This is a genomic window from Haloarcula amylolytica JCM 13557, assembly GCF_000336615.1.
GTDB classification, from domain to species: Archaea; Halobacteriota; Halobacteria; order Halobacteriales; family Haloarculaceae; genus Haloarcula; species Haloarcula amylolytica.
Genome location: NZ_AOLW01000005.1, coordinates 15761 through 41227, shown reverse-complemented (window position 1 = coordinate 41227; position 25467 = coordinate 15761). Strand labels below are relative to the sequence as shown.

Here is a 25467-nt window from a genome sequence, read left to right as displayed (position 1 = left end):
CGTTCGTCAGTATATTCAAATATATATTTGGGGGAAATAAATACTTTGGCCGACAGCAGCGCTCAATCCGGTTGATTCGACCCCGGCCTTGTAAACGGTCAGTACGGCTGGCTTCGGTCCGTCGGCTGGCGCTGCGGGCTCCCGCTCGTCAGGTCGGCGACGCACTGCCGGCAGAACTGGTAGTCCTGCTCGTTCCTCGCCCCGCAGTGGGGGCAGTCGATGGATTCAGTGCTGTCGTCGGTGGCGCTGCCACGGCGCCCTTCAGTATCGCCCTGCCCGGTCGCACCGGCTGGGTCACCCCGGTGCCGGTACGCGTACAGCATGGTCAGGACGTGGAGCCCCACGAGAAGCGCGATTGCGCCGTAGAGCCACTCGCTCACCATCATATGTAATGATACGTGAACGTACTACTTGAGGGTTGTGCCGGGTTACCAATGGTCGACGATTTCAGTGGGGCTGGCGGGCACTCGATAGGCATCCTGTAGGCCAGCGTTCAAATAGGACCACGGAGCCACGGAACCCCATGCCCGCTTACACGCTCGGTGGTCCCTGATGGGTCGTCGAACGCTCGTCGCTGTCGCCCGTCCCGACGGCCGCTACGACTGCCGCATCGCACACTGGGGCGTCGACGCCGACCCCATCGCCCAGTCCCGACCGCTCGGAAACGACTGGACGGCGTCGGCTGTCCTCGCTGCCATCGATGCCACCCACGACCGGTTGGTCGTGCTTGACGGGTCGGTCCGGACCTACACCGTTTGCTGGCTCGATCCGACGCTGTCGGACCTCGACGATATCGTTCTGGCCCGCACTACCGACGCTGATGCGTTTCGGAGGTGGTGGGTCGACCGCAAGGACGAGGCCTGTCGCGCCCTCGATAGCGACGGCTGCGACCCGGAAACTGTTCGTCGCGCCCTGCTCGCGTCGCTCCGAAACCGCGCTTCGTCCGTCCACTGCCCTGACGACGCGTCCTTTTTACGCGGGGACCGCTAACCGCCACCCGTGACCGCCGTCGAGACGCTGACCTACCCCGACCCCACCGACGCGCTGGACCTCGCGTCGCGCAACGCCGACCGCGGCGCGCTGGTGACGCTCGTCGGCACCTGTACGGTCGAGTACGAGGGCCGAGCGGCCAGTTCGCTGGGGCTCGGCGACCGCCATGTGATGCTCAAGCCCGACGGGGCCGCGCTGGTCCACACCGACGAGGGCCAACAGCCGGTGAACTGGCAGCCGCCGGGCTGTGAGCACAGCATCAGCGTCGACGACGGCTCGCTGGTCGTCCGCTCCACGCGGTCGACCCCCGAGGAGTCGCTCGAAGTGGCCTTTGAAACGGTCGCCCACGCCGCCGCCTTCGACGTGACCGACTCCAAGGACCTCGCGCTCACCGGAACGGAGGCCGATCTGAAAGACCGCATCCTCGACGAGCCGGCGCTGGTGGAGTCGGGCTTTACGCCGCTTGCGACCGAACGCGAGACCCCCGCTGGTGCAGTCGACATCTACGGCGAGGACGCCGACGGCCGGACGACGATACTCGAACTCAAGCGCCGACGCGTGGGTCCCGACGCCGTCGGCCAACTGGGTCGGTACGTCGATGCCCTGGAGCGCGACCTGCACGCCGATACCGAGGTCCGGGGCATCCTCGTCGCTCCGTCGGTGACTGACCGAGCGCGTCAGTTGCTCGCCGAGAAAGGGCTGGAGTTCGTCTCGCTCGAGCCGCCGTAACCGCTTTAGCCGTCCACAGTAACCGTTCCATCGGTGTCGACGACCACGCGGTAGCCGCTGTAGTCGAACGCCACATGGCCGTTGGTGTTCGAATCAGCGATGCACGTCGTCAGTGCATCCGGATTGATACTGTCGGCCAGTGGAGGGAGTGTCTCGACCGGCCGTCTCTCGGCGGTCGCGACAGCGCGAACGACTGCCGTGACGATGGACTGGTCGGTGCCGTGGACTTCTATAACGGTTGGTGATATTCCGGACACGGTTCTCTGACCTCATGTTGTATTTGTCTTGTAGATGTAAAGTTCAGTGTGGCTAGCATAGTAAACGCCGAAACACGATATATGCCAACACTCTTCACAGTATGCCGGTTGCATTTATGTATGTCCCAACAGTCTGGTAACGGCCGGGCGGTCACCCGTGTGAAGTTTACCCTCTCTGATGGGTCGTATCCCTTCGTTTCGGTGTCTGCAGCCGAATCGTGTTCCGTGATTCTCGAAAAATGTCTCCCCCAGACAGACGACACGTACGCCGAGTTTTTTTCGGTCGAGGGTGCTCGCCCCGGCCGGCTTGTCGAACGCATCGAGGACGAAAACAGCGGTGCGGCGCGGGTGATTGAGTGCACCAGCGACGGTGGGCTCGTCGAAATCAACGTGCGGGACAACTGTCCCGTTGTCTCGCTCGCGGACGCCGGGGCAGTCCCACAGACTGCCCGGAGTGTCGATGGACAGGGGACTATCGTAGCCGATGTCCCGAACCAAACCGATACGGCCGCGGTTATCGATTCGTTCCTGACGGCCCACTCGGATGCCGAACTCGCGGCGAAGAAACAGCGCGATTCCATCGTGCCGCTGTTCGGGTTCCAGAACTACACGTCCCACACCGAGCCACTGACCGACCGCCAGCAGGAAGTTCTCGCGACGGCCCACGAAGCGGGGTACTACAACTGGCCCCGCGGGGCAACGGCCGCGGATCTGGCTGAACTCCTCGACATCTCGGAGCCAACGCTGCACAAGCACTTGCGGGCCGCCGAACAGAAGCTCGTCGCGACCATGTTCGCCTGCCCACACGACGAACGGGCCAGTGCCAGCGATAGTTGACCGCGGCTGTTATTCAAGTCGGTCCTGCAGGTCCGCGAGCGCGTTCATCGCCTCGATGGGCGTCATCGTCGCGACATCGAGCGACGCCAGTTGCTCTGCCACGGCCGCCGGCAGTTCGGCCTCGGAAGCCGACCCGTTCGTCCGAAGCGCCTCCTGTGTGTGGCCGTCCGCTCCACCCTCGCCGGCCGAGGCCACCGCTGTTCCGTTCTCCGTCGGCCCAGTCTCCGTGGCAGTGGAATCTGTGTCGGAGTCGGCCGTCTCGGCATCCGTCAGGAGGTCCCGCGACCGGTCGACGACGGATTCGGGCACGCCCGCCATGCTCGCCACCTCGACGCCGTAGGAGGCCGCCGCGGGACCGGGCGCGAGTTCGTGGTCGAAGCGCACGTCGTCGTCCTCGCGGCTGGTCTCGAAGTGGCGGTTGGTCGCGCCGGGCAGCGCCGCGGCGACGGCCGTCAGGTCGTGGTGGTGGGTCGCAAACAGCGTGTACACGCCGACCTCGTCGTGGAGATGCTCCGTGACGGCGCGGGCGATAGCCAGCCCGTCGGCTGTCGACGTGCCGCGACCGACCTCGTCCAGCAGGACCAGCGAGTCGGCCGTCGCCGCGTCCAGAATCGTCGCCAGTTCGGTCATCTCGATCATGAACGTCGAGCGGCCGCCGGCGATGTCGTCGCTGGCCCCGACGCGGGTGAACACCCGGTCGAGAATCGGGAGGTCGGCCGCCTTCGCGGGGACGAAGCTCCCCGCCTGTGCGAGCAGGCAGATCAGCGCGACCTGACGCATGTACGTCGATTTCCCGCTCATGTTCGGCCCCGTGACGACAGCGAGGAAGGGCTGTATATCGTCCGCCGCGACGCCGCTTCCGTCTCCACTCGCCGGGACTGGCCCGCTGCCCAGATGCGTGTCGTTGGGGACGAAGGCGTCCTCGGTCCGCTCGACGACCGGGTGGCGGCCGGCGGTGATATCGATGCCGTCGCCGCCGACGGTGGGTCGGCAGTAGTCGTACTGCGCCGCGACCTCGGCGAAGGAGACCAGCACGTCCAGTCGGGCGAGGCGGTCGGCAAGCGCCTGCACGCGCTCGGCCTCGCCGGCCACCTCGTCACGGACCGCACAGAACAGGTCGTACTCCAGATCGTCGGCCGCGCTCTCGGCCCGGAGGATCTCCTCTTCGCGCTCCTTGAGTTCCGGCGTGTAGTAGCGCTCGCTGTTTTTCAGCGTCTGGCGGCGCTGGTAGTCATCGGGGACGGAATCGAGATTGGCGTTGGTCACCTCGATGTAGTAGCCATGCACCGAGTTGTGGCCGACCTTCAGCGAGTCGATGCCGGTGCGCTCGCGCTCGCTAGCTTCGAGGTCCTCGATCCACTGCTTGCCCGACTGCTCGGTCGAGCGCAGCCGGTCCAGTTCCTCGTCGTAGCCCTCGCGGATGACGCCGCCCTCGGTCACCTGCTGTGGCGGGTCCGGGCGGATCGCTGCCTCGATTTCCTCGCGGGTGTCGACCAGCGGGTCCAGCGTGGCGTGCAGGTCCGCGAGCAGCCGGGCGTCGGCGTCCGCGAGGTGGTCCCGGATGTCCGGCACGACCGACAGCGTGGCGGCCAGCGACCGGAGATCGCGCGCGTTCGCCCGGCCGCGAGAGACACGCGAGATGAGCCGTTCGAGGTCGTACACATCCGCGAGCAGACCCGAGAGCGCTTCGCGGGTCGCGGGGTCTCGCTGGAGTTCCGCGACCGCCCCGTGGCGGGCCTCGATGCGGTCGGCGTCCAGCAGCGGCCGGCGGAGCCAGTCGGTCAGCTTCCGCCGCCCCAGCGCACAGGCGGTCTCGTCGACCGTGTCCACTAGCGTGCGGTTCTCGTGGCCCCGGACCGAGCGCCGCTCGAACAGTTCGAGGCTCTCGACGGCCACGGCGTCGAGTAGCATGTACTCCCGCGGGTCGTACCGCGTGAGATGGTTGAGGTAGTCGAGCGTGCCGGCGGGGTCCACGTCCGCGTCGACCGGTTCGCCGTCGGGGCCGACCGCGCCGCTGCTGCCGCGGGTGTACTCAGCGTAGGCCAGCAGGCCGCCACAGGCCCGGATTTCCGCGTCGCCGGCGAGCAGGCGCTCCGGCGGGCCGAAATACTGCCCCACGCGGTCCTCGGCGCGCTCCCGGTCGAAGGCGGCCGCGTCGTACCGCGTCACCAGACAGGCCGGGCCGAAGACGGCGTCCCGGTCCACGTCGACCTCCGGCCCGACGATGGCTTCCGCCGGGCCGAACCGGCTGAGTTCGTCGGCGACGGCGGTTTCGGAGCCGACACTGGTCGCGTAGCAGTCGCCGGTCGAGATATCCAGTAACGCCAGCCCGTACCGCTCGCCAGCGGTCAGGGCGGCGACGTAGTTGTTGTCCGCCCCGCCCAGCAGTTCGCTCTCCGTGAGTGTGCCGGGGGTGACGATCCGCGTCACCGCCCGCTCGACCACGCCGCTGACCTCGTCGGGGTCCTCGACCTGATCGGCGATGGCGACCCGATAGCCCGCGTCCAGCAGTGTCTCGACGTAGGACTCGGCGTTGTCGATGGGGATGCCGGCCATCGGGTACTCGCCGGTCGAGTCCTCGCGTTGGGTCAGCGTGATCTCACACAGCCGGGCGACCCGCTGTGCGGCCGCACAGAAGGCCTCGTAGAAGTCCCCGACCTGAAAGAGGACCAGGGCGTCGTCGTACTGACGGCACAGCTCGTAGTACTGCGCCATCATCGGCGTCAGGTCCTCCTCGAGCTCGGCCATCTTCTCGGGCGGGCCAAGCGCAGCGTCCATACCGACTGGCAACAGCCCCCTACTCATAGGCGCTCCGCTCTCCTGTGCGTGCTCTGTTCCCTCTGGGTGACACTGCGACCGCAACTGACCACTGATTTTTATACCGCCCGGGAGACGTAACCCGTATGTCACGTCGTGCCAACTACGCGCTCTGTCAGTTCCAGCAGCTCCTCGGCCCGTCGGCGGACTCGCTCGACGTTCCCTGGGCCGAGTACACCGGTGATTCGACCGATCCGGTTTCCTTCGACATCTCCACCTCGTCACCGGATGACCCGTACGTGCAGATGCAGGTGTTCGACGTCGAGGACTTCGACCACGAAATCGTTGTCAACGGCGAGGCGCTGTCGGGGTTCGACATCGCGCCTGGCGAGGGGTGGCAGCTCTGGATGGACACGATTGCGCCCGAGCGACTGCACCTCGGTAAGAACACGATCCAGTTCCGACGGGACACCGACTCGAAAGACGCCTTCGTCGTCGGGTCGGTCACGGTCCACTGGACGGAACCCGTCGAGTGAATATATAAACAGGTCGTCGCTCGCTTGATGGGGCGTGCCAACAGCTACCACTATCGACGGACCGTACTCCCTCTGTCTGGTGGTTTCACCTGTTCTGGCTGTCTCAATGGGTGACCGACGAACGCCCCATAACCCGTACTTTTATATAGAACCACATGCAATCTTCGCTTGATTATGAGCCAACGCCAGATGCAGGGCCAGCCGATGATCATCCTGGGAGAGGACTCCCAGCGGATGAAGGACAAGTCTGCACAGGAACACAACATCTCGGCCGCTCGCGCGGTCGCCGAGTCAGTACGCTCGACGCTCGGCCCGAAGGGGATGGACAAGATGCTCGTCTCCTCGATGGGTGACGTCACCGTCACGAACGACGGCGTCACCATCCTCTCGGAGATGGACATCGACAACCCGACAGCCTCGATGATCGTCGAGGTTGCCGAGACACAGGAAGACGAGGCCGGTGACGGCACCACCTCCGCCGTCGCCATCGCAGGCGAACTCCTCAAGAACGCCGAGGACCTCCTCGAACAGGACATCCACCCGACGGCGATCATCAAAGGGTTCGACATGGCCGCCACGCAGGCCAAGGACGAAATCGCGGATATCGCCACGGAAGTCGACCCCGACGACGAGGAACTTCTGAAGAAAGTCGCCGAAACCTCGATGACGGGCAAGGGCGCGGAGCTCAACAAGGAGCTGCTCGCCCAGCTCATCGTCGACGCGGTCAACGCCGTCACCGTCGAGGCCGAGGACGGCTCCGTCATCGCCGACCTCGAATACCTCAACATCGAGACCCAGACCGGCAGCTCCGCCGGCAACTCTGAACTCCTCGAAGGCGCGGTCATCGACAAGGACCCGGTCCACGAGGAGATGCCGACCGAAGTCGACGACGCCGACGTCCTGCTGGTCGACACGGCCATCGAACTCGACGAGACCGAGGTCGACGCGCAGCTCTCCGTCGACGACCCGAGCCAGCTCCAGAACTTCCTCGACAAGGAAGAAGAGCAGCTCAAGCGGATGGTCGACCAGATCGCCGACACCGGCGCTGACGTCGTCTTCTGCCAGAAGGGCATCGACGATATGGCCCAGCACTACCTCGCCGAGAAGGGCATCCTGGCCGTCCGCCGCGCCAAGAAGTCCGACATCGAGTTCCTCAAGGAAGTCCTCGGGGCCCGCATCGTCTCGGACCTCGACTCCGCGACCGCGGAGGACCTCGGGCACGGCTCCATCACCCGCGACGAGGCCGAAGGCCTGTTCTACGTCGAGGGCAGCGGCGACGGGGCCCACGGCGTCACTCTCCTGCTCCGTGGCTCGACCGACCACGTCGTCGACGAACTCGAACGCGGCGTCACGGACGCGCTCGACGTCGTCGCGGCGACGGTCGCCAACGGCAGCGTCCTCGGCGGCGGCGGCGCACCAGAAGTCGAAGTCGCTCGCCGGCTCCGCGACTACGCCGACAGCGTCGAAGGCCGCGAACAGCTCGCTATCGAGTCCTTCGCCGACGCGCTGGAGATCATCCCGCGCACCCTCGCCGAGAACGCCGGTCTCGACAGCATCGACACGCTGGTCGACCTGCGCGCCGCCCACGAGGACGGCGACGTCAGCGCCGGCCTGAACGTCTTCTCCGGTGACGTCGAGAACACGCTCGACACCGGCGTCGTCGAGCCGGCCCACGCCAAGCGACAGGCGATCTCCTCGGCTGCAGAGGCCGCGAACCTGGTCCTCAAGATCGACGACATCATCGCTGCCGGCGAGCTCTCGACCTCCGGCGGCGACGAAGGCGGCCCCGGCGGCCCCGGTGGCGCCCCTGGCGGTATGGGCGGCATGGGCGGCGGTATGGGCGGCATGATGTAAGCGAGGGGCCGAACGAAGTGAGGGGCCCTCGAATAGTGAGCGGCGAAAGCCGCGAACAGCGAGGTTCTGAGCGGAGCGAAGTCTCCGAACGAGCGAACGGACGAAGTCCGTGAGCAAAGCGAGGGACCGAACGAAGTGAGGGCCCTCGAATTGCGAGCGGGAGCGTAGCGACACGCGAGCAGGGAGGTCGACCGGAGAGACCTCCGAACGAGCGAATCGCCGCTTGCGGTTCGGTTTTTTTGCGGTTCTGTAACGCGCCGAGTCATCTCAGCGTGTATATCGAGACGTGAAACCGGAGAAACAGTTAGGTACGTCTCTGCGAAGTATCGACTGTCCCGGTCCGTTTGGTGGGACGGACTGGTGACAGCGGGTGGGGGCCTCTCTCCGTTTTGTGACTGATTCGACGGCGTCCAGCCGTTGCTCGCGTCATTCGGGACGCGCTGTTCGGTTTCGATGGCGTTCGGTCCGCTGTCGGTCTTCGAACACCACGTCCGTCGTTCCGAGATCGCTGTAGCGGAGAATCTCGGTCACTCTGTGGGTATCCGTTCCGTTCACGACCGTGTACTGGAGCGCGTAGCCTCGGACGACGCCGTTGGGCGTCACGGTCGCCGAGAGGGAGACGTTGGTCACACGGTCGACGGGACGGGTGGCAACCGCGCTGTCGTCGGCCGACCCGGTTCCTTTGATGCGATACAACGGAACGCCGTACAGTTGCTTGATGACCTCGTCGCCGGGGCGGATGGATGTGATGTTAGTGGCGGAAAGCAGCGCTATGAGACGCCCGTTGAACGTGGGTTCGAAGAACAGCGCGGCCCGAGGTGAGCGTGGCGGGCCACCGATACCGCGGCTGTCCGCGACCACTTCCGCCGACGTCGACCCGTTGACGGTCGTCCGCCTGAGCGCTCGGCCGTCCCGCCAGGTGCTGTGGATCTCACGCGCTGTCACACTCTGCCCAGATATCGTTCGGGTGGCCGTGTACGACTCGTAGCCCGCGCTGACGCTGGCACGGGTCCGGACGCGGCTGTGCAGGCCGCTGCCGTTCATGACGGTCCTGGTGTGGTGGACGCGATAGGAGGTGTTCGAGAGCTGGCTGACGTGGGCGCGGCCGAGCGCGGTGGCGTTGACGACGCGGTCGCCGACGACGCCCGGGGCCCGTTGTTCGGGGCTCGTCGGCGCGTCCGCGGTCGGGACTGGAGCCGGTGTCACCGTCTCCCTGGCGGCCGAGCCGTCCCCGAACAGACCGGCACACCCGGCGCTCAGCAGACAGAGACAGACCGCAGCAATCGCCGCCCCGCGACGCATACCCGTGACTGGTCGTGTGGCGATATAACCCCTGTGACGGCGGAGGGCTGAATATCGTCGAGTGTCAACATACCGTATGCAGACGCTACTTCTCGGCGCGGACGCGGTCGAGGACCATGCGACGATGCCGGCAGTCATCGACGCGGTCGCCGCGGCCTTCGCCGCCGATGCCAGGGAGAACACCATCATGCCGGCCAAGTCCTACGTCGACCTGCCGCAGTACAACGGCGACTTCAGGTCGATGCCGGCCTACGTCAACGCGGAGACGTGGGACGCCGCCGCGGTCAAGTGGGTGAACGTCCACCTGGACAACCCCCGTGACCACGACCTGCCGACCGTTCTCGGGACGCTCATCTACTCGGACCCCGAGACGGCGTTCCCGCTGGCCGTGATGGACGGCACCGTTCTGACGCGCCTGCGGACCGGGGCGGCGGCCGCCGTCGCCACCGATCATCTCGCCGTCGCCGACGCCGACTCCCTTGGGCTGGTCGGGGCCGGCACGCAGGCCCACACGCAACTGGACGCTATCTCGTCGGTCCGAGATATCGAGACGGTGGTCGTCGCCGACCGGGACGCGGAGAAACAGCAGGCGTTCGTCGACGCGTTCGCCGACCGGTTCGACGTGCGGGCGGGCACCATTGCGGACGCCGCCAGCTGTGACGTGCTGTCGACGATTACGCCCGTCGAGTCACCCATCGTGGACCGGGCGTGGCTCGGCGAGCGCACGCATATCAACGCCATTGGTGCCGACGCCGCCGGCAAGCAAGAACACGACGAACAGACGCTGCTGGACGCGAAACTCGTCATCGACAACTACGAACAGTGCACCCACTCCGGCGAGATAAACGTCCCGTGGGGTGAGGGCGTCCTGACCGACACCGACCTCCACGGGGAACTCGGCGACATCGTCGCGGGCACCCTCTCGGGGCGGACCGACGACGACAGGATAACCCTCTTCGACTCCACGGGACTAGCTATCCAGGACGTCGCGGCCGCGCACGTCGTTTACGAGAACGCAAGCGCCGACGGCGACGGAACGCCGTTTTCCCTCGTCGATACCGATACGACCTGATTACGACGAGGGCGTGAGCATGTCGGTCACTTTCGAGATGCCCCAGACGATGATGATAAACGGCAGGAGCGGGACCAGCAGGACGAGCAGGCCGGCGAGCATGCCCCAGCCGATCACGTCCATCCCCTCGTTGGGACGGCTCCGCGACCCCGGCGTGACCGACCGGAGGGCCTTCGGCAGTCGTCCGCTGTCCTTCGCGTCGTCGTCAGGTGATTCCGCCATACTTTCTCTTGCATTGAGACGTGTATAAGCCTAGGCCCGGCGGCTACATCGCACCGGCGACGCCGCTGCCGATGGCAGCCCCGCAGTTGTCACAGGCCACGAGGTAGAACCGTTTGGAGGCCGTAAAGAAGCCGGTCGTCGATTCCATGTCGAGGAACTCTACGTCGTCCGGGCTGGCCATCTCCGCGTCGCATTCCGGACAGTGGACCATCAGGCTGCACCTCCGTTGGACTTCGCGCCGGCGACGCCGCTACCGATAGTGACGCCACAGGCCGCGCAGTTGGCGGTGTAAAAGCGCTTGGAGGCTTTGATGAAGCCGGTCTTGGCGTCCACTTCGACGAACTCGATGTCGTCGGCCGTTTCGAGCGAGGTCTGGCAGTCAGGGCAGTGTACCATACACTCCCGACACCAGCCGAGACCGGCAAAAATCTTGTGTGGGGCGCCGCTCTCTCGGCCGGAGTACCGGCGACGCTATCGGCTCGACAGTCCGGGCGACATCGCTGCACTGGCAGTTGTGAGCGGCGTCTGGTCCTCGAAACACCCGAAACAGTGACAGTCCACCACACGCAATAGTTTGGTCACTGGGAACGCACTATGGGTAGCAAATCTGTGCTCGTCGTCGCAGCCGACAGGCTGGATACCGGGACTCTCGAATCCGCTCTCGCTGAGACGCCGGCTTCGATCACGCATCTGTCGGACCTCACGGCCCTCTTTGACACGCTCACCCATTCGACGTTCCACGCTCTCGTTCTGCCCGAAACAGTCGATGGCCAGTCCGGAACCGATATCGCGTACGGCGTCAGGAAGCTGTTTCCCGACTTGCCGGTGATCGTCGCTGGCGAGGACCCGTCGGCGGTCCCGGATGCCCTCGACGTGACGGCCGTCGAGGCGTCGACACGTCTCGAAGACGCCGTCGCCGAGACCCTCCGGGACAGTCTCGACGCTGAGCCACCGACTGTTGCCGGACGCCCGCCGTCCCCGATGGAGACGCTGTTGCTCTCCCTGTTCAACGAGCTGCCGGACCACCTGTACGCGAAAGACGAGCAGGCCCGACACGTCCTGATGGGTCGGGGGTTCAACGAGCCGACCGACCGGCTCGGCCTCACCGACGTCGAGGTCCCGGAACTGGCCGATGAACACGCGAAAGCGGCCCTGCGTGATGAGATGGACGTCATCGAGGGCGACACGGACCGGATCGAAGTGGAGGAGTTCCTCGATCTCGACGCGTCGTACGTCCGCACCCGCAAGATGCCGTGGTACGATTCCGCTGGGAACGTTCGGGGAATCGTCGGACACACTCAGGATATCACGGCGCGAAAGCTCCGCGAGCACGCGTTTCGCCGCCAGCACGAACGGATGGTGAAAGTCGCACTCGTGGCGTCTCACGAGCTTCGAAACGAACTCCAGATCGCCTACGGGCGACTCGAAGAACTGGCTGACTGTGACGATTCGACCGCCGACATCGAGGAGTCGCTCTCCCAGATCTCGACGATTATCGATACCGTGGTCGAACTCTCCACGAGCGATCCGAACCGCTCGAGCCAGCGCGACGAGATCGAACAGGTTCCGAAGCGAAAACACGTCTGGCTCTCCCGTCTCAGTCGGGAGGTGTGGGACACCCTCGCCGGCAGTGAGGCGTGTCTGACTTTCGATGGGGACACCCGCATTGTCGCCGATCAGGAGTCCGCCGGGCTGTTGCTCCAGATACTGTTCCAGAACGCGCTCGAACACGCTGGAGCGTCGGTCACCGTCACCGTCGGTACGACGGCCGACGGCTTCTTCGTCGCTGACGACGGCCCGGGCATCGATGTCGAACCGCCGGAGCGCGTGTTCGACGCGGGCCACACCGCTGTCCCGGAGAACACCGGATTCGGACTCTACGTCGCTCGCCGGGTCGCCGCGGACCACGGCTGGACGATCTCCATGTCCGAGAGCGAGTCGGGCGGCGCTCGATTCGACATCGGCAACGTCGACTGTCAGGCATAGCCGGCGGCTGGTCGACCTGCGGCGACGCTACCGCTCTGTGGTACGCCGGTCCCCCGGATTCACATCCATTCGGCTTGTGGGCTCGTGCGGCCGACCCTGATAGCCTCCCGAAGGGAAAGGTATAGCACGGTCGCTGCCGGATGTTCCGATATCATGACCACGACCGGTGAGGAACGCGAGCGGGGGTTCGATCACACGGAGATCGAGCCCCGGTGGCAGCGCACGTGGGACGAGGCCGACGTGTTCCGGATCGACGACGACGAGACCGACCCGGAGTACGTCCTGGCGATGTTCCCGTACACCTCCGGGAGCCTCCACATGGGCCACGTCCGGAACTACACTATCACGGACGCCTACGCCCGCTTCGAGCGGATGCGCGGCGAGAGCGTCCTCCACCCGATGGGCTGGGACTCCTTCGGCCTCCCCGCGGAGAACGCCGCCGAGGAACGCGACACCAACCCGCGGGACTGGACGATGCAGTGCATCGACTCGATGCGCGAGCAACTCACGGAGATGGGCTTTGGCTACGACTGGGACCGGGAGCTGGCGACCTGTGAGCCCGAGTACTACCAGTGGAACCAGTGGCTCTTCAAGCAGTTCCGCGAGGCAGGGCTGGTCGAGCGCCAGGCCGCCGAACTGAACTGGTGTCCCTCCTGTGAGACCGTCCTCGCTGACGAGCAGGTCGAGGGCGAGGCGGAACTGTGCTGGCGCTGTGACACGCCAATCGAGGCCCGCGAGATGGACCAGTGGTTTTTCACCATCACCGACTACGCCGAGGAACTGCTGGAAGACTTAGACGACCTCGACGGCTGGCCGAACAACGTCCGGGAGATGCAGCGCAACTGGATCGGCAAGCAGGAGGGCGCGAGCGTCGCCTTCGAGGTCGGCGACTACGGCGACGTGGACATCTTCACGACCCGTCTGGACACCATCCACGGCGCGACGTTCTTCTCGCTGGCCCCGGGCCACCCCGTCGCTCAGGAAATCGCCGAAGACAACGACGAGGTCGCCGAGTACATCGAGACCGCCGAGCGGGCCGACGAGGATGAACTGGACGTGACCTCCGGCGTGTTCACCGGCGAGTACGCCGAAAACCCCGCCACCGGCGAGGAGATTCCCGTCTACGTCGCGGACTACGTGCTGACCGACGTGGGGACGGGCGCGCTGTACGCCGTGCCGGCCCACGACGAACGCGACCACGAGTTCGCCGAGGCCCACGACATCGACATCGTGCAGGTCGTCGAACCGACAGATGATGCGGACGCTGACCCCGAGGACATCGACGTACAGGCGGCAGCGTATCCCGAGGACGGCCTGTTGGTCAACAGCGGCGAGTTCGACGGGCTGGCGAGCGCCGAGGCCCGCGACCGGTTCGTCGAGGAGTTCGACGGCGAACACCGAACCGAGTACAACCTCCGGGACTGGGGCATCTCCCGCCAGCGCTACTGGGGCACCCCGATTCCGATGATTCACTGCGAGGACTGTGGCTACGTCGAGGTCCCCGACGAGGACCTCCCCGTCGAACTGCCGGAGTTCGTCCACACCACCGGGAACCCGCTGGACGCCGCCGAGGAGTGGAAGCACGTCGACTGCCCCGACTGCGGGGCCGACGCGGTGCGGGAGACGGACACGATGGACACCTTCGTCGACTCCTCGTGGTACTTCCTGCGGTACACTTCGCCGGAGATGGACGACGCCCCCTTCGACACCGAGCGGGCCAGCGACTGGATGCCGGTCGACCAGTACGTCGGCGGCATCGAACACGCCGTGATGCACCTGCTGTACGCCCGCTTCTTCACGAAGGTGCTTGACGACCTCGATATGGTCGACGGCGTCCGCGAACCCTTCACCAACCTCACGAACCAGGGGATGGTGCTCGGCGAGGACGGCAACAAGATGTCCAAGAGCCTGGGCAACGGCGTCTCGCCACAGCGCATCATCGAGGAGTACGGCGCGGACACGGCCCGGCTGTTCATCATGGAGGCCGCCCAGCCAGAGAAGGAGTTCGCCTGGAGCCCCGAGGGTGTGCAGTCCGCCCACAGCTTCCTCCAGAACGTGTACACGCTGGTTTCGGAGTACGCAAGCGGCGAAGTTGATACAGGGGAGACCAACGACATCGCGGCCTACGTCGCCCGCGAAATCGACGCCACCGCGGCGAACGCGACGGCCGAGTTCGAGGACTTCCGGTTCAACCACGCGCTCCAGGCCGTGCGGGAACTGGTGTCGCTGCTGCGCCGGTATCAGGAAGCGACTACCCCCGACGCCGACACCTTCGAGCGCGGGCTGGCGACGGCGGCGAAACTGCTCGCCCCGGTCGCCCCCCACGCCGCCGAGGAGATGTGGGCCGAACTGGGCCACGACGCCCTCATCGCGGAGGCCGAGTGGCCGGCTGCTGAAGCCCCCGAAGACTACGAGATGGAGCGCCGGCTGGTCGAGAACACCCGCGAGGACATCCGCGATATCGTCGACACGGTCGGCATCGAGGACCCACAGACCATCACGCTCGCCGTCGCGCCCCAGTGGAAGCACCGCGTGCTGGACCTCGCTCGAAACGCCGACGGCAACGTCGTCGGGACCGTCATGCAGGACGAGGAACTGCGCGAGCAGGGCGAGGCGGCCGCGGACTTCGCCAAGGAACTGGCCGGCCGCGCGCAGTCGCTGGACGAGCAACTGCCGCCCGAGCGCGAACAGGCGGCGCTCGAACGGGCCGCGTGGCTCATCGAACGAGAGTTCGGCGCTGACGTAACCGTTCAGGGACCAGCGGAAGCGGACCCCGACCTCGTCGGCAAAGCCGGTCCCGGTCGCCCGGCCATCGACATCGACGAGTAGCCGAGCGTCCGCCACACGGCCTGTTGCGGCCTACTCGGTGCTGACTAATCCAGTGTCGACGAGGTCCTCGAAGACGCTCGCCGCGTGGCCGTCGGGACCGACACGCTCGTAGACGGCGACGACGCGTTCCTTCGCGATGACGTACGTCGTCCGCTGGCTCCGTCCGTCGACCAGCGACACATCGAACGCTTCGGACAGTCGCCCCTCGGGGTCGGCCAGCAGGTCGAAGCTGATGCCGTTCGCCTCGGCAAAGTCGCGGTGGCTCTCCACGCCGTCGGTCGAGACGCCGTACACCGAGACGCCGGCGTCCTCGAACCGGTTTGCGTGCTCCTCGAACTGTTCCGCCTCCGTCGTACACCCCGGCGTGTCGTCCGCCGGATAGAAGTACAGCACCGTCGGCTGCTCGAAGGCGGGCTGGACCGGGTTTCCGTGCTGGTTCGTCGCCCTGATCGTCGGCACGTCCGTGCCGGGTTCGAGCACCATCGTCAGTTCACTGGGATGTCCGTCCCGTCGTCACCCTCGCTGTGAACGATCTTCTCAAGCCGAACGGTGAGAACGCCGTTGTCGTAGCTCGCAGTGGTCTCCGCTTCGTCGACGGACTCGGGAAGACGGACCGACCGGCTCAGCGACTGCTGGCGGCGCTCGCGCTGGACGTACTGGCCGTCAGTCGACTCTTGCTCCCGGCTCGACGTGGCGCTGATGGTGACCTCTCGGTCCTCGACGAGCTGGACGTCGATGTCGTCGCTGTCGTAGCCCGGCAGGTCCGCGTGGACGACGAAGGCGTCGCCCTCGTCGACGACGTCGACCGGGATAGCGCCCATGTCGACGCCGAACTGCTCTCCCAGCATATCGAACGCGCGCTCGATCTCGCTGAACGGATCGCGGTCAGACATACACGGGGGTACACGGGCCCGGGACTTAACGCTTGAACGGGGCCGGCGGTGTCCCGCTGACTCAGTTGACAACCGTCTGCGAGTCGTACGACCCCAGCCGGCGGACCCAGCCCTTCTCGGCGATGTCTTCGATGTCGGCGAGGGCGTCCTGCGTGCGCTGCTCGTAGAGGCCGGCCGAGATGTCGATGTGGAAGACGTAGTCGCCAAGGCGCTCGCCGCTGGGTCGAGATTCGACGCGGGTGAGGTTGATGTCGCGGTCGGCGAACGGCTCCAGCAGTTCCAGCAGCAGCCCGGGGTAGTCGACGTCGGGGTAGACGATGAAGGAGGTCTTGCCGCCGGCCTCGCTGCGCTCGCTCGTCGGGGCGACGACGACGAAGCGGGTGGCGTTCGAGGACTGGTCCTGGATGTCCTCGGCGAGCACTTTCAGTTCGGTCCCGTTGGTCGCGTTCTCGGGGTGGCCGATTGCGGCGATGTCCGCGTCGCCGCGGGCGCGCTCGACGCCGCGGGCCGTCGACGCGACGGCCTCGACGTTGACGCCGGGGTAGTGCTCGTCGAGCCAGCCCCGACACTGGGCCAGCGCCTGCGCGTGGCTGGCCACCAGCGAGAACGACTCGTCCTGTGCGAGCAGCGCGTGGCGGATCGGTGTGATGATCTCCTCGACGACGGCAACGTCGTACTCCGCGAAGGCGTCGAGCGATTCCGTGACGGAGCCCTCGATGCTGTTCTCGACGGGGACGACGCCGCGCTCGGCCTCGCCGCTGGCGACGGCTTCGACGATGGCGGTCACCGACTCGGAGAAGGATATCTCGTCGTCGGTGACTGCCTGTGCGGCGCGGTGGGAGTAGGTCCCCTCGGGACCCAGGGTAACAGTGGTCATACCCGGGGTACAGCGGTGGGAACCAAAAGAACCGTGGTCATCGGCAAGCGCTGTGCCGGGGCGGTCGCGGTATTCGTCTGGCGCTGTCTCGGTGGCGTCAGCCGCCGTTCAGGACAACCGTGCCAGGTCCTCGTCAGTGCCGTGTCAGACAGGCACCCGTCCGACTGCTTGCGAATCTACAGCGGGTGTACTTTTTTCAGCAAGCGTGAGCGAATAGCGACTGTATGTCAGCAACACCGCAAGTGACTGACGCAACCGCGTTCGAAGACGGGTCACTCGGCCTGCAGGTCGTCCTGTTTGTCGTGACTGGAACGCTCTACGGCCTGTACTGGCTGTACAAGACTGCCAAGCAACTCGATGCAGGGACAGACCAGAACCTGACTCCCATTTTGGCAGTCATTCCTCTCGTAAACATCATCGGGATCTGGCAGATCTCAAACGCGGCGGAAGCCGTCACCGACCAGAGCGGCGTGGTCCTGTTCCTGCTGTTCGTCGTCTTCGGTCCCATTTCGTGGTTCTTGATACAGTCAGGTATCAACGACGTCGCGACTAACTGACGGCGTCTTCGACTTTTCACGGACGCGAAATCCCGCTACTGCTGTATCGTTACAGCGGGAGCAAGGCGAAAGCCCACGCCTGAAGGCGTGGGAGGAGGTCAACGGTGACACTCCTCACTCGTTGCTACGATGGAACAGCGCGAGGTGAACGAGAAGGTATCGCGAGGCGTAAAAAACCGTCACGCTGGCGACGAAGGCGAGCAGTGAGACCGTCGCAACCGACAGGCCGAACCCGGAGTCGACGAACGGGTTTCGACCCGTGGACGCGATGTATGCGGACACTGCGTCACCACCGCCCAGGCCGACAGCGAACAGGCAAAGCGAGAGCACGATCGCCAGTCCGCCGGTTCCAAGGCCGACGTAGCGGGCGAAGTCCTCGGCGTTGAGCGCCGCGTGCGCCTGTCGCTCGGTCAGCGGCGCAAGCCGGACCCGGTAGAGAACTGACCCGACGAGCACCGTCGCACCGAACAACTGCAAGAAGCCGCCGAACAGTCCGAGCAACAGCACCTTCGGCGAAGCGACGCCGGGGTCGATCGACGGGAGAAACGCCGCGGTGCTGTCCGGATACAGGCCGTAGATCGGTAGTAACAGTGCCAGCGCACCAAGCAGGGCGCTCTGGAGCGCGAGCGTCCGCGGGACGGTCTGTCTGAGATACGAGTGGCGTTCATAGCGGAGTCGCTCGTACGTCGACCCCGAAATAATCGCCTGGGCGATGGTATCGTCGGGCTGTGAATCAGTAGACATATGTTACCGGTTCCTAGTCACCGACAGTTTACTCAATCCACAATATAACCCTTTTGCACGGCGCAAAATTCTGCCTCTCTGTCAGTAAACGCCCACAGAGTTGTGTTTGACTGATCTTCGCGAATCAGCCCAAAATGTTCTCAGCGCGTGTGAACCGCTTCGCCGCGTGCCGCCGCGGCCGCCTCGTGGACCGCTTCGGAGAGCGTCGGGTGCGTGTGGATCGTCCCGGCGATGTCTTCAAGCCGCGCGCCCATCTCGATACCCAGCCCGAGTTCGGCGATAAGCTCCGATGCTTCCGGGCCGACGATCTGCGCCCCGAGCAGGAATTCCTCATCGGCATCGGCGACGACGCGGACGAACCCCTCCTTCTCGTTGACCGTGAGCGCGCGGCCGTTAGCTCGTATCGGCATCTGTCCGATGACCGGCTCGAAGCCCGCCGCCTCGGCTTCCTCTTCGGTCATACCGACAGTGGCGATCTCGGGGTCGGTGAACACCGCGGCGGGAATCGCCTGATGGTCGAACGCGGCCGGTTCGCCGGCGGCGGCTCTCGCAGCGACCTCGCCTTCGGCCATCGCCTTGTGGGCAAGCATCGGCTCGCCGGCCACGTCGCCGACTGCGAACACCGACTCGAACGCCGTCCGGCACTGGTCGTCGGTCGGGATGACGCCGTTCTCGTCCGTCTGGAGGTCGATATTCTCCAGCGCGAGCGTGTCCGTGACCGGCTCGCGGCCGACCGCGACGAGACATTTCTCGGCATTGTACTCGGTGACCGAGTCGTCTTCGTCGACGGTCTGGACGCGAATGCCCTCGTCTGTCTCGTCCCAGTCGTCGGCCGCCTCGCCGAAGTTGAAATCGATTCCCAGATCCTCGGCGCGGTCGCGGACGACCGCCGCGACGTCGTCCTCGTAGCCGGGCAACACGTCGTCGAGCATCTCGACGACCGTGACCTCCGCGCCCAGTTTCGCGAACACCGTCGAGAGCTCCATGCCGATGTAGCCCGCGCCGACGACGAGCAGCTTCTCGGGGACCGATTCGAGCGCGAGCGCGTCCTTCGAGGAGAGGATGTGCTCGCCGTCGAACTCGAAGCCGGGGACCGCCATCGGTCGGCTCCCCGTCGCAACGATGGCGTGTTCGAACGACAGCGACTCCGAGCCCTGCCCCTCGCCGCCGTGAGCGACTCGGACCGTCCCGTCGTCGACGAACTCGGCGGTCCCCTCAATCAGATTGACGCCGGCGCTCTCACACAGCGATTCGACGCCCCGTGTCAGCCGTGTGACGACGCCGTCTTTCCACTCTGTCATCCCGGCCATGTCGACGGCCGGGTCCGCGAACACGCCCATCGACTCGGCCTGTCGGGCGTCGTGGGCGACGTCCGAGGCCGAGATGAGCGCTTTCGAGGGGATACAGCCGTGATTCAGACAGGTCCCGCCGTAGGCGTCCCGGTCGACGAGCGTCGTGTCCAGTCCCAGTTGCGCGCCCCGTATCGCGGCGACGTAGCCGCCCGGACCGCCGCCGATAACAAGCAGTTCGGTTCCAGTAGTGACATCTCCAACGACCATAGCGGTGCCTCGTCCGGGTCCGTGAAAAGCTATCGCCCTTCACCTCACTGTCGTGTCTCGCGTGCGCCGCCGATACAGATAGTAGCCGACGACCGGTACCGACACCGCAAACGCCGCGAGCAGTGTCGATCCCACCCCGTGGACGATGCCGGCGAGCGCATACAGCGGTGTCGGGGACCAGTCCCCGTCGGTCCGCCGGAGGTGTCGACTGTCGAGAAAGAGGCCGACTGTGAGAAGCAGGCTGAACAGCACACTCGCCCAACTGGCGAGGACGGTCAGAGCAAACGCGCCGAGGAACGTTCCGAGACTCCCGTCACTGGCCGACCCCGACGATATGAACAGTTCCATCGACAGCCGGGCGAGGGCCATACATCCCGGCGGCAGGACGAACAGTGCGCCTAATCCGTACCAGATCCATGTGTCTCTCGTGGAGGGCATCACCAGCCCTGTCGTTCCAGTGACGAATTTCGGTTTCGATTGCGAACCCGAGCGGCTACTCCAGCAGGAGCCGCGTCGGGTCCGCCAGGTACTCCTTGAGCGTGTTGACGAAGCGCGCGGCGTCTGCCCCGTCGATGACGCGGTGGTCGATTGCCAGCGAGAGCGGGAGCGTGGGTTTCGCGACGACCTCGCCGTCTTCGGCCACCGGCCGCTCCTTCAGCGCCCCGATCCCGAGAATCGCCGTCTCGGGGACGTTGATGATCGGGCTGGCGTACTCGCCGCCGATGGCCCCGAAGTTCGTGACGGTGAACGTCCCGCCCTGCATCTCCGACCGCTCGATGTCACGCTCTCGGGCCCGCCCGACGAGGTCGTTGATCTCGTCTGCGAGTTCGACCAGGCCCTTCCCGTCCACGTCGTCGACGACCGGCACGACAAGGCCGTGGTCGGTCGCTGCCGCCACGCCGATGTTGTGGACGTCTCTGTAGACGATTTCCTCGTTTTCGGTGTCCAGCGCCGTGTTGAGCACCGGGTGCTGGTCCAGCGCCGCGGCGACGCATTTCACCACGAAGGGCGTGTACGTCAGGGTGACATCATGTTCTTCGGCGAGTGGGGCGAGCCGCTCACGGGCCTCGACGAGGCCAGACACGACGACTTGGTCGTGGTGGGTCGCGTGGGGCACCTCTCTCCGGGACCGAGCCATCTGTTCGCCGATGGACCGACGGACGCCACGGTACGGTTCGCGGCGCTCGCCGTCGCCTGTCTCGACGGCCGTCGTTTCGGTCCCAGCGTCGCCCGCCTTGGCTGCCGTCCCTGCCGCGCCACCCTCGGCACTGACAGCTTCGGCATCGGCTGCCTGTGCGGCCTGCTGGGTCTCCGCGTACGTCCGAACGGCCGATTCGTCGACGTAGGGCTGGCCGTCCCGCGTCTGGTCAGTCGGAACGGCGTCGATGTTCACGTCGAGTTCGCGGGCGGCCTTTCTGGTGGCTGGCGTCGCCAGCGTCTGCTCGCGACTGGCGGCCGCCTGTCCGTCACCGGAGACACTTCTGACGGCTGACTTGACAGCATTCCCGTCGTCTGTGTCCGCATCGTCGACCTGCGAAACTGCTGTGGTCGGGCCGTCCCCGTCGTCGGACGCCTCCGAAACGACCGACGTGGGGCCGTCGTCACTGTCAGCCGTCTCGCCGGCCGACGCCGTGGCCGCCTCGACATCCCCCTCGGTGACGCGACCGCCCGGCCCGCTCCCGTCGACGGCCGCGATGTCGACCCCCTTCTCACGGGCGAGTCGACGGACGCTCGGCGAGGCGAACACGCGCCCGTCGGCCGTGCTTGCGTCAGACTGGTCCGACGCATCGGCCGCTGTGGTTTCGCTCGCAGCGTCGTCGGCTACCGCCTCTGTGGTAGCTTCTGCCGATTCGGCGTTGTCCGCACTGCCAGCCGCCGCGTCGTCCGCTTCGGCATCGCCCGCCTCGTCGATAGTGATGAGCACCTCGCCAGTCTGTACCATCTCGCCGACTTCGGCGTGCAGTTCCTGCACGACGCCGTCGACCGGCGACGGCACGTCGACGGCGGCCTTGTCGGTCTCCACCTCCGCGAGGACCTGATCCTCGGTGACGGCGTCGCCCGGCGAGACGTGCCAGGTCAACACCTCACCCTCTGCGACCCCTTCACCGAGGTCCGGGAGATTGAACTCGAACATACGTCAGAACTCCACTGCCTCTCTGATACCGTCTTTGATGCGGGCGGGTTCGGGGAGGTAGTAGTCCTCCAGCGCGTATAGCGGGTAGGGCACGTCGAAGCCCGTCACCCGGGTGACGGGAGCCTCCTGGTACAACAGGACTTCCTCCTGAATGGTGGCGATAATCTCGCCGGCCAGTCCACCGGTCTTGGGGGCTTCATGGACGACAGTCGCTCGCCCGGTCTTTTTGAACGATTCGACGATGGCATCGGTGTCCATCGGCGACAGCGTTCGCAGGTCGATCACTTCGGCGTCGATGCCCTCCTCGGCCAGTTCCTCGGCGGCTTCGACCGTCGGCCGGGTCATCGCGCCCCAGGTGAACACGGACACGTCGCTCCCCTCACGACGGACCTTCGCCTCACCCAGTTCGACCGTGTAGGGGTCGTCGGGGACCTCCTCGCGGAACGACCGGTAGATGAGCTTCGGTTCGAGGAAGATGACGGGGTCCGGGTCCCGGATGGCCGCCGTCAGCAGCCCCTTCGTCTCCTTCGGCGTCGACGGGACGACGACTTTCAGCCCCGCCTCGTGGACGTAGAACGCCTCCTTGGATTCGGAGTGATGTTCCGGCGCGCGGATGCCGCCGCCGTAGGGCGCGCGAACGGTGAGCGGGCAATTGTACCGGCCGCGGCTCCTGTTCCGAAGTCGGGCGGCGTGACTGACGATCTGGTCGAACGCGGGGTACATGAACCCGGAGAACTGCATCTCCGGCACCGGCCGGAGCCCGTAGGCGGCCATGCCGATGGCCGTTCCGACGATGCCGGCCTCCGCGAGCGGCGTGTCGATGACCCGCTGGTCACCGAACTCCTCGTGGAGTCCCTGCGTCGCCCGGAAGACGCCGCCGTTCTTCCCGACGTCTTCACCCATTACGACCACGTCTTCGTTCCGCTCCATCTCGCCGTAGAGGCCGTCACGGACGGCCTGTACGAGCGTCAAACTCTGTGTGTCTGCGTCCTGTGTACTCATTCCAGTAGCACCTCGTCGCCGTGTCGCTCGCGCAGGTCTTCGAGGTAGTCCAGTTGCTGTTCGAGTCGCTGTGGCATCTCCGCGTACACGTCCGCGAACATCTCCTCCGGTTCCGGTCGCTCGGTCGCCTCAGCCTCGTCGATAGCTGTGGCCACCTCCTCCTGAATCGATTCGTCGATGGCGTCGACCCGCTCGTCGTCGAGCAGGCCCTGGTCTCTGAGGAACGCCTCCATCCGCGGAATCGGGTCTTTCTGCTTCCAGTGCTCGACCTCGCTGTCGTCGCGGTACACCGACGGGTCGTCGGCGGTCGTGTGCGCGCCGAAGCGGTACTGCACTGCCTCGATCATCGTCGGGCGGAGTCCGTCCTCGGGCGGGTCGTGTGCCTTTTCGACGGCCTCGCGAGTCACCTGATACACCGCGAGCGGGTCCATCCCGTCGACCTGGACGCCGTCGAAGCCGTATGCGTTGGCCTTTTGTGCGAGCGTCTCGCTGGCCGTCTGGCGCTCCCGCGGGACCGAAATCGCCCACTGGTTGTTGTTACAGAAAAACACCGCCGGCACGTCGAACACGCCCGCGAAGTTCAGCCCCTCGTGGAAGTCGCCCTCGGAGGTCGCACCGTCTCCGAAGTACACGAGGGCAGCGGTGTCATCGCCCTTGAGCTTCGAGGCCCACGCGGCCCCGGTCGCGTGCGGAATCTGTGTCGCAATCGGGACCGCAAACGAGAACGCCTGTACGTCTTCCGGCGGCGAATTACCCGCCTCCGACCCCATCCAGTACAACAGGTCGTCCGACAGATTCCACCCCTTGACGTACATGGCGAGATGCTCCCGGTAGCTCGGGAAGGCCCAGTCGCCGTCGCGCAGAGCGAAGGCGCTGCCGACCTGCGAGGCCTCCTGTCCCGACATCGGGGGGTAGGTCCCCATCCGGCCCTGTCGTTGCAGACTCACCGCCCGCTGGTCGAAGTGCCGGCCGAGTTTGAGATACCGATACATCTCTACCAGTTCGTCGTCCGAGAGGTCCGGCACCGTTGCGCCGTCGACCACTGTCCCGTCTTCATCGAGAATCTGTACCCTGTCCGCTGGGTCGCGCTGGAGGACACTCATAGAAACCGCCTCCGTCGAAGTGGCATACGACGACTGTTCACTCGCACTACCTTTAGAGCTTTCGCGGGGCTGAAAAATATCTCCGACGTGGGTATTACTGGGAATACGGGGGTATAAGACGCTCTGAAACGGTTTAAATTCTGCCCAATTTATTAGTGATAACTCCGATGTATCAGTTGTCAGCGCGCACTTTCGCCCGCGCCTCGTCTGCACTCTGGCCCTCACGCAGGACGCTCTCGACAAACAGTTCGCCGGCGCGGTAGGACGACCGGACCATCGGCCCCGAGGCGCAGTACAGGAAGTCGAACTCCTCCTCGGCGACCCGCTGCCAGGTATCGAAGGCGTCCGGATGGACGTACTCCGAGACCTCCAGATGCGAGCGGGAGGGCTGGAGGTACTGGCCGAAGGTGACCACGTCGACGCCGGCCTGCCGGAGGTCCGACAGCGTCTGGTACACCTCGTGGGCGTACTCGCCGACGCCCAGCATCAGGCTGGTCTTGCTGTAGCAGTCGCTCTCGCGGTCGACCTGCCGAAGCACCGAGAGGGACTGCTCGTAGCCCGCCCGGCGGTCCCGGACCGGCCACTGGAGGCGGTCGACCGTCTCGATGTTGTGGGCGATGACGTCCGGGTCGGCGTCGATGATCTTCCGGACGAGGTCCGGTTCTCCCTGGAAATCGGGAATGAGACACTCGACCAGAATCGACGGGTCGCGCTCTTTGATAGCGCGAATCGTCTCGGCGAAGTGGCCCGCGCCCTGGTCGGGGAGGTCGTCGCGGTCGACGCTGGTCAGCACCACGTAGTCCAGCCCGATCTCCGCGACGGCGTCGGCCACCTGTTGTGGCTCGTCGGGGTCTAACGGGTCCATCCCACCGGTTTCGACATCACAGAAGTTACAGCCCCGCGAACAGCGGTCGCCCATCAGCATGAACGTCGCCGTCCCCGGTCCATCGCGCCCGCTCCAGCACTCTCCGAGGTTGGGGCAGTTGGCTTCCTCACAGACCGTATTGAGGTTGCGGTCCCGGAGCGTCTGCTTGATATCGGTGAACCGCTCGCCCGACGGTGGCCGCATCTTCAGCCAGTCAGGCTTGCGCGAACGACTCATTACCCGGAGTTAGGTTCGCCCGGTCAAAAACGTGCGGGGGTCGCGTGTTCCGTCACCCACTGTGTGGACGGACCATCGGACGGGCAGGCGGCCCAGCCGAAGCGACCGCCACTCGCTCGTGTCCC

The 25467-nt window shown here is 65.7% G+C and carries 26 protein-coding genes; 9 read left to right on the top strand and 17 right to left on the bottom strand.

Annotated features, from left to right (window positions below; translation table 11 throughout):
* Positions 1-98: 98 nt before the first annotated feature.
* On the bottom strand, positions 99-386 hold the full coding sequence (locus C442_RS00215; protein WP_004590026.1) for a zinc ribbon domain-containing protein: 288 nt from the start codon (positions 384-386) through the stop codon (positions 99-101).
* Positions 387-552: 166 nt separating this feature from the next.
* Here C442_RS00215 and C442_RS00210 point away from each other — a divergent pair, with 166 nt between their 5' ends.
* Both C442_RS00210 and nucS read left to right on the top strand, forming a co-directional pair.
* Complete coding sequence (locus tag C442_RS00210; protein ID WP_008306910.1) at positions 553-990, top strand: DUF6735 family protein; 438 nt, start codon at positions 553-555, stop codon at positions 988-990.
* Between the two features lie 9 nt (positions 991-999).
* A complete protein-coding gene (gene nucS, locus C442_RS00205; RefSeq protein ID WP_008306909.1) occupies positions 1000-1719 on the top strand; it encodes an endonuclease NucS in 720 nt (239 codons plus the stop codon).
* Between the two features lie 5 nt (positions 1720-1724).
* Here the strand turns inward: nucS and C442_RS00200 are convergent, their stop codons facing one another.
* Complete coding sequence (locus C442_RS00200; protein WP_008306908.1) at positions 1725-1976, bottom strand: HalOD1 output domain-containing protein; 252 nt, start codon at positions 1974-1976, stop codon at positions 1725-1727.
* A 120-nt stretch (positions 1977-2096) separates the two neighbouring features.
* On the opposite strand from C442_RS00200, the gene C442_RS00195 reads away from it, so the two are divergent.
* Positions 2097-2813, top strand: coding sequence for a helix-turn-helix domain-containing protein (locus C442_RS00195; RefSeq protein ID WP_008306907.1), 717 nt, complete (start codon positions 2097-2099; stop codon positions 2811-2813).
* A gap of 9 nt (positions 2814-2822) precedes the next feature.
* Here C442_RS00195 and mutS read toward each other — a convergent pair whose 3' ends face one another.
* On the bottom strand, positions 2823-5591 hold the full coding sequence (mutS, locus tag C442_RS00190; RefSeq protein ID WP_008306906.1) for a DNA mismatch repair protein MutS: 2769 nt from the start codon (positions 5589-5591) through the stop codon (positions 2823-2825).
* Positions 5592-5716: 125 nt separating this feature from the next.
* On the opposite strand from mutS, the gene C442_RS00185 reads away from it, so the two are divergent.
* Positions 5717-6106 (top strand): DUF7383 domain-containing protein, encoded by a 390-nt coding sequence (locus C442_RS00185; protein WP_008306905.1) that lies wholly within the window; start codon positions 5717-5719, stop codon positions 6104-6106.
* Between the two features lie 174 nt (positions 6107-6280).
* A complete protein-coding gene (gene thsB, locus C442_RS00180; RefSeq protein WP_049942743.1) occupies positions 6281-7960 on the top strand; it encodes a thermosome subunit beta in 1680 nt (559 codons plus the stop codon).
* Positions 7961-8386: 426 nt separating this feature from the next.
* Here thsB and C442_RS00175 read toward each other — a convergent pair whose 3' ends face one another.
* Positions 8387-9262 carry a hypothetical protein gene (locus C442_RS00175; protein ID WP_008306903.1) on the bottom strand — a complete coding sequence of 292 codons (876 nt, stop codon included), beginning with the start codon at positions 9260-9262 and terminating at the stop codon, positions 8387-8389.
* 76 nt (positions 9263-9338) lie between these two features.
* Between C442_RS00175 and C442_RS00170 the strand changes: the two genes are divergently transcribed.
* Complete coding sequence (locus C442_RS00170; protein WP_008306902.1) at positions 9339-10334, top strand: alanine dehydrogenase; 996 nt, start codon at positions 9339-9341, stop codon at positions 10332-10334.
* Here C442_RS00170 and C442_RS00165 read toward each other — a convergent pair whose 3' ends face one another.
* The 3 genes from C442_RS00165 to C442_RS00160 are packed head-to-tail and all read right to left on the bottom strand — an operon-like array spanning position 10335 to position 10952.
* Positions 10335-10556, bottom strand: a complete 222-nt coding sequence (locus C442_RS00165) for a DUF7535 family protein (protein WP_008306901.1) — start codon at positions 10554-10556, stop codon at positions 10335-10337. It lies immediately after the preceding gene.
* 43 nt (positions 10557-10599) lie between these two features.
* A complete protein-coding gene (locus C442_RS21950; protein ID WP_008306900.1) occupies positions 10600-10767 on the bottom strand; it encodes a hypothetical protein in 168 nt (55 codons plus the stop codon).
* On the bottom strand, positions 10767-10952 hold the full coding sequence (locus C442_RS00160; RefSeq protein ID WP_008306899.1) for a hypothetical protein: 186 nt from the start codon (positions 10950-10952) through the stop codon (positions 10767-10769). The genes C442_RS21950 and C442_RS00160 overlap by 1 nt, the downstream gene beginning before the upstream one ends.
* A gap of 198 nt (positions 10953-11150) precedes the next feature.
* Between C442_RS00160 and C442_RS00155 the strand changes: the two genes are divergently transcribed.
* Together C442_RS00155 and leuS are read left to right on the top strand one after the other, a co-directional pair.
* Positions 11151-12542, top strand: coding sequence for a sensor histidine kinase (locus tag C442_RS00155; protein ID WP_008306898.1), 1392 nt, complete (start codon positions 11151-11153; stop codon positions 12540-12542).
* A gap of 153 nt (positions 12543-12695) precedes the next feature.
* Entirely contained in the window at positions 12696-15371 is a 2676-nt protein-coding gene (gene leuS / locus C442_RS00150) for a leucine--tRNA ligase (protein ID WP_008306897.1), read from the top strand.
* Positions 15372-15401: 30 nt separating this feature from the next.
* Here leuS and C442_RS00145 read toward each other — a convergent pair whose 3' ends face one another.
* The 3 genes from C442_RS00145 to pheA all read right to left on the bottom strand — a co-directional run bounded on the left by C442_RS00145 (position 15402) and on the right by pheA (position 17141).
* Complete coding sequence (locus tag C442_RS00145; protein WP_008306896.1) at positions 15402-15854, bottom strand: peroxiredoxin; 453 nt, start codon at positions 15852-15854, stop codon at positions 15402-15404.
* A gap of 2 nt (positions 15855-15856) precedes the next feature.
* Complete coding sequence (locus tag C442_RS00140; protein ID WP_008306895.1) at positions 15857-16264, bottom strand: Hsp20/alpha crystallin family protein; 408 nt, start codon at positions 16262-16264, stop codon at positions 15857-15859.
* 61 nt (positions 16265-16325) lie between these two features.
* On the bottom strand, positions 16326-17141 hold the full coding sequence (gene pheA / locus C442_RS00135) for a prephenate dehydratase (RefSeq protein WP_008306894.1): 816 nt from the start codon (positions 17139-17141) through the stop codon (positions 16326-16328).
* A gap of 224 nt (positions 17142-17365) precedes the next feature.
* Between pheA and C442_RS00130 the strand changes: the two genes are divergently transcribed.
* Complete coding sequence (locus C442_RS00130; RefSeq protein WP_239642243.1) at positions 17366-17698, top strand: hypothetical protein; 333 nt, start codon at positions 17366-17368, stop codon at positions 17696-17698.
* Between the two features lie 114 nt (positions 17699-17812).
* Here the strand turns inward: C442_RS00130 and C442_RS00125 are convergent, their stop codons facing one another.
* From C442_RS00125 to lipA, 7 genes are all read right to left on the bottom strand, one after another.
* Positions 17813-18442 carry a hypothetical protein gene (locus C442_RS00125; protein WP_008306893.1) on the bottom strand — a complete coding sequence of 210 codons (630 nt, stop codon included), beginning with the start codon at positions 18440-18442 and terminating at the stop codon, positions 17813-17815.
* 140 nt (positions 18443-18582) lie between these two features.
* A complete protein-coding gene (lpdA, locus tag C442_RS00120) occupies positions 18583-20001 on the bottom strand; it encodes a dihydrolipoyl dehydrogenase (protein ID WP_008306892.1) in 1419 nt (472 codons plus the stop codon).
* Positions 20002-20040: 39 nt separating this feature from the next.
* Positions 20041-20349, bottom strand: a complete 309-nt coding sequence (locus C442_RS00115) for a hypothetical protein (RefSeq protein WP_049942745.1) — start codon at positions 20347-20349, stop codon at positions 20041-20043.
* Between the two features lie 145 nt (positions 20350-20494).
* Positions 20495-22135, bottom strand: a complete 1641-nt coding sequence (locus C442_RS00110) for a dihydrolipoamide acetyltransferase family protein (RefSeq protein ID WP_008306890.1) — start codon at positions 22133-22135, stop codon at positions 20495-20497.
* A gap of 3 nt (positions 22136-22138) precedes the next feature.
* Positions 22139-23137, bottom strand: a complete 999-nt coding sequence (locus tag C442_RS00105; protein WP_008306889.1) for an alpha-ketoacid dehydrogenase subunit beta — start codon at positions 23135-23137, stop codon at positions 22139-22141.
* Positions 23134-24240: a pyruvate dehydrogenase (acetyl-transferring) E1 component subunit alpha gene (gene pdhA / locus C442_RS00100; protein WP_008306888.1), complete on the bottom strand. Its 1107-nt coding sequence runs from the start codon at positions 24238-24240 to the stop codon at positions 23134-23136. Before pdhA ends, C442_RS00105 begins: the two co-directional genes overlap by 4 nt.
* 172 nt (positions 24241-24412) lie before the next feature.
* Positions 24413-25342 (bottom strand): lipoyl synthase, encoded by a 930-nt coding sequence (lipA, locus tag C442_RS00095; protein ID WP_049942742.1) that lies wholly within the window; start codon positions 25340-25342, stop codon positions 24413-24415.
* Positions 25343-25467 lie beyond the last annotated feature (125 nt).

What these genes read in the sequence shown, in the direction of transcription:
- C442_RS00215 (WP_004590026.1), bottom strand. Translation starts at nt 386, where the DNA reads ATGATGGTGAGCGAGTGGCTCTACGGCGCAATCGCGCTTCTCGTGGGG.
- C442_RS00210 (WP_008306910.1), top strand. Translation starts at nt 553, where the DNA reads ATGGGTCGTCGAACGCTCGTCGCTGTCGCCCGTCCCGACGGCCGCTAC.
- C442_RS00195 (WP_008306907.1), top strand. Translation starts at nt 2,097, where the DNA reads ATGTCCCAACAGTCTGGTAACGGCCGGGCGGTCACCCGTGTGAAGTTT.
- mutS (WP_008306906.1), bottom strand. Translation starts at nt 5,591, where the DNA reads ATGGACGCTGCGCTTGGCCCGCCCGAGAAGATGGCCGAGCTCGAGGAG.
- C442_RS00185 (WP_008306905.1), top strand. Translation starts at nt 5,717, where the DNA reads ATGTCACGTCGTGCCAACTACGCGCTCTGTCAGTTCCAGCAGCTCCTC.
- thsB (WP_049942743.1), top strand. Translation starts at nt 6,281, where the DNA reads ATGAGCCAACGCCAGATGCAGGGCCAGCCGATGATCATCCTGGGAGAG.
- C442_RS00175 (WP_008306903.1), bottom strand. Translation starts at nt 9,262, where the DNA reads ATGCGTCGCGGGGCGGCGATTGCTGCGGTCTGTCTCTGTCTGCTGAGC.
- C442_RS00170 (WP_008306902.1), top strand. Translation starts at nt 9,339, where the DNA reads ATGCAGACGCTACTTCTCGGCGCGGACGCGGTCGAGGACCATGCGACG.
- C442_RS00165 (WP_008306901.1), bottom strand. Translation starts at nt 10,556, where the DNA reads ATGGCGGAATCACCTGACGACGACGCGAAGGACAGCGGACGACTGCCG.
- C442_RS21950 (WP_008306900.1), bottom strand. Translation starts at nt 10,767, where the DNA reads ATGGTCCACTGTCCGGAATGCGACGCGGAGATGGCCAGCCCGGACGAC.
- C442_RS00160 (WP_008306899.1), bottom strand. Translation starts at nt 10,952, where the DNA reads ATGGTACACTGCCCTGACTGCCAGACCTCGCTCGAAACGGCCGACGAC.
- C442_RS00155 (WP_008306898.1), top strand. Translation starts at nt 11,151, where the DNA reads ATGGGTAGCAAATCTGTGCTCGTCGTCGCAGCCGACAGGCTGGATACC.
- leuS (WP_008306897.1), top strand. Translation starts at nt 12,696, where the DNA reads ATGACCACGACCGGTGAGGAACGCGAGCGGGGGTTCGATCACACGGAG.
- C442_RS00145 (WP_008306896.1), bottom strand. Translation starts at nt 15,854, where the DNA reads ATGGTGCTCGAACCCGGCACGGACGTGCCGACGATCAGGGCGACGAAC.
- C442_RS00140 (WP_008306895.1), bottom strand. Translation starts at nt 16,264, where the DNA reads ATGTCTGACCGCGATCCGTTCAGCGAGATCGAGCGCGCGTTCGATATG.
- pheA (WP_008306894.1), bottom strand. Translation starts at nt 17,141, where the DNA reads ATGACCACTGTTACCCTGGGTCCCGAGGGGACCTACTCCCACCGCGCC.
- C442_RS00130 (WP_239642243.1), top strand. Translation starts at nt 17,366, where the DNA reads ATGTCAGCAACACCGCAAGTGACTGACGCAACCGCGTTCGAAGACGGG.
- C442_RS00125 (WP_008306893.1), bottom strand. Translation starts at nt 18,442, where the DNA reads ATGTCTACTGATTCACAGCCCGACGATACCATCGCCCAGGCGATTATT.
- lpdA (WP_008306892.1), bottom strand. Translation starts at nt 20,001, where the DNA reads ATGGTCGTTGGAGATGTCACTACTGGAACCGAACTGCTTGTTATCGGC.
- C442_RS00115 (WP_049942745.1), bottom strand. Translation starts at nt 20,349, where the DNA reads ATGGAACTGTTCATATCGTCGGGGTCGGCCAGTGACGGGAGTCTCGGA.
- C442_RS00110 (WP_008306890.1), bottom strand. Translation starts at nt 22,135, where the DNA reads ATGTTCGAGTTCAATCTCCCGGACCTCGGTGAAGGGGTCGCAGAGGGT.
- C442_RS00105 (WP_008306889.1), bottom strand. Translation starts at nt 23,137, where the DNA reads ATGAGTACACAGGACGCAGACACACAGAGTTTGACGCTCGTACAGGCC.
- pdhA (WP_008306888.1), bottom strand. Translation starts at nt 24,240, where the DNA reads ATGAGTGTCCTCCAGCGCGACCCAGCGGACAGGGTACAGATTCTCGAT.
- lipA (WP_049942742.1), bottom strand. Translation starts at nt 25,342, where the DNA reads ATGAGTCGTTCGCGCAAGCCTGACTGGCTGAAGATGCGGCCACCGTCG.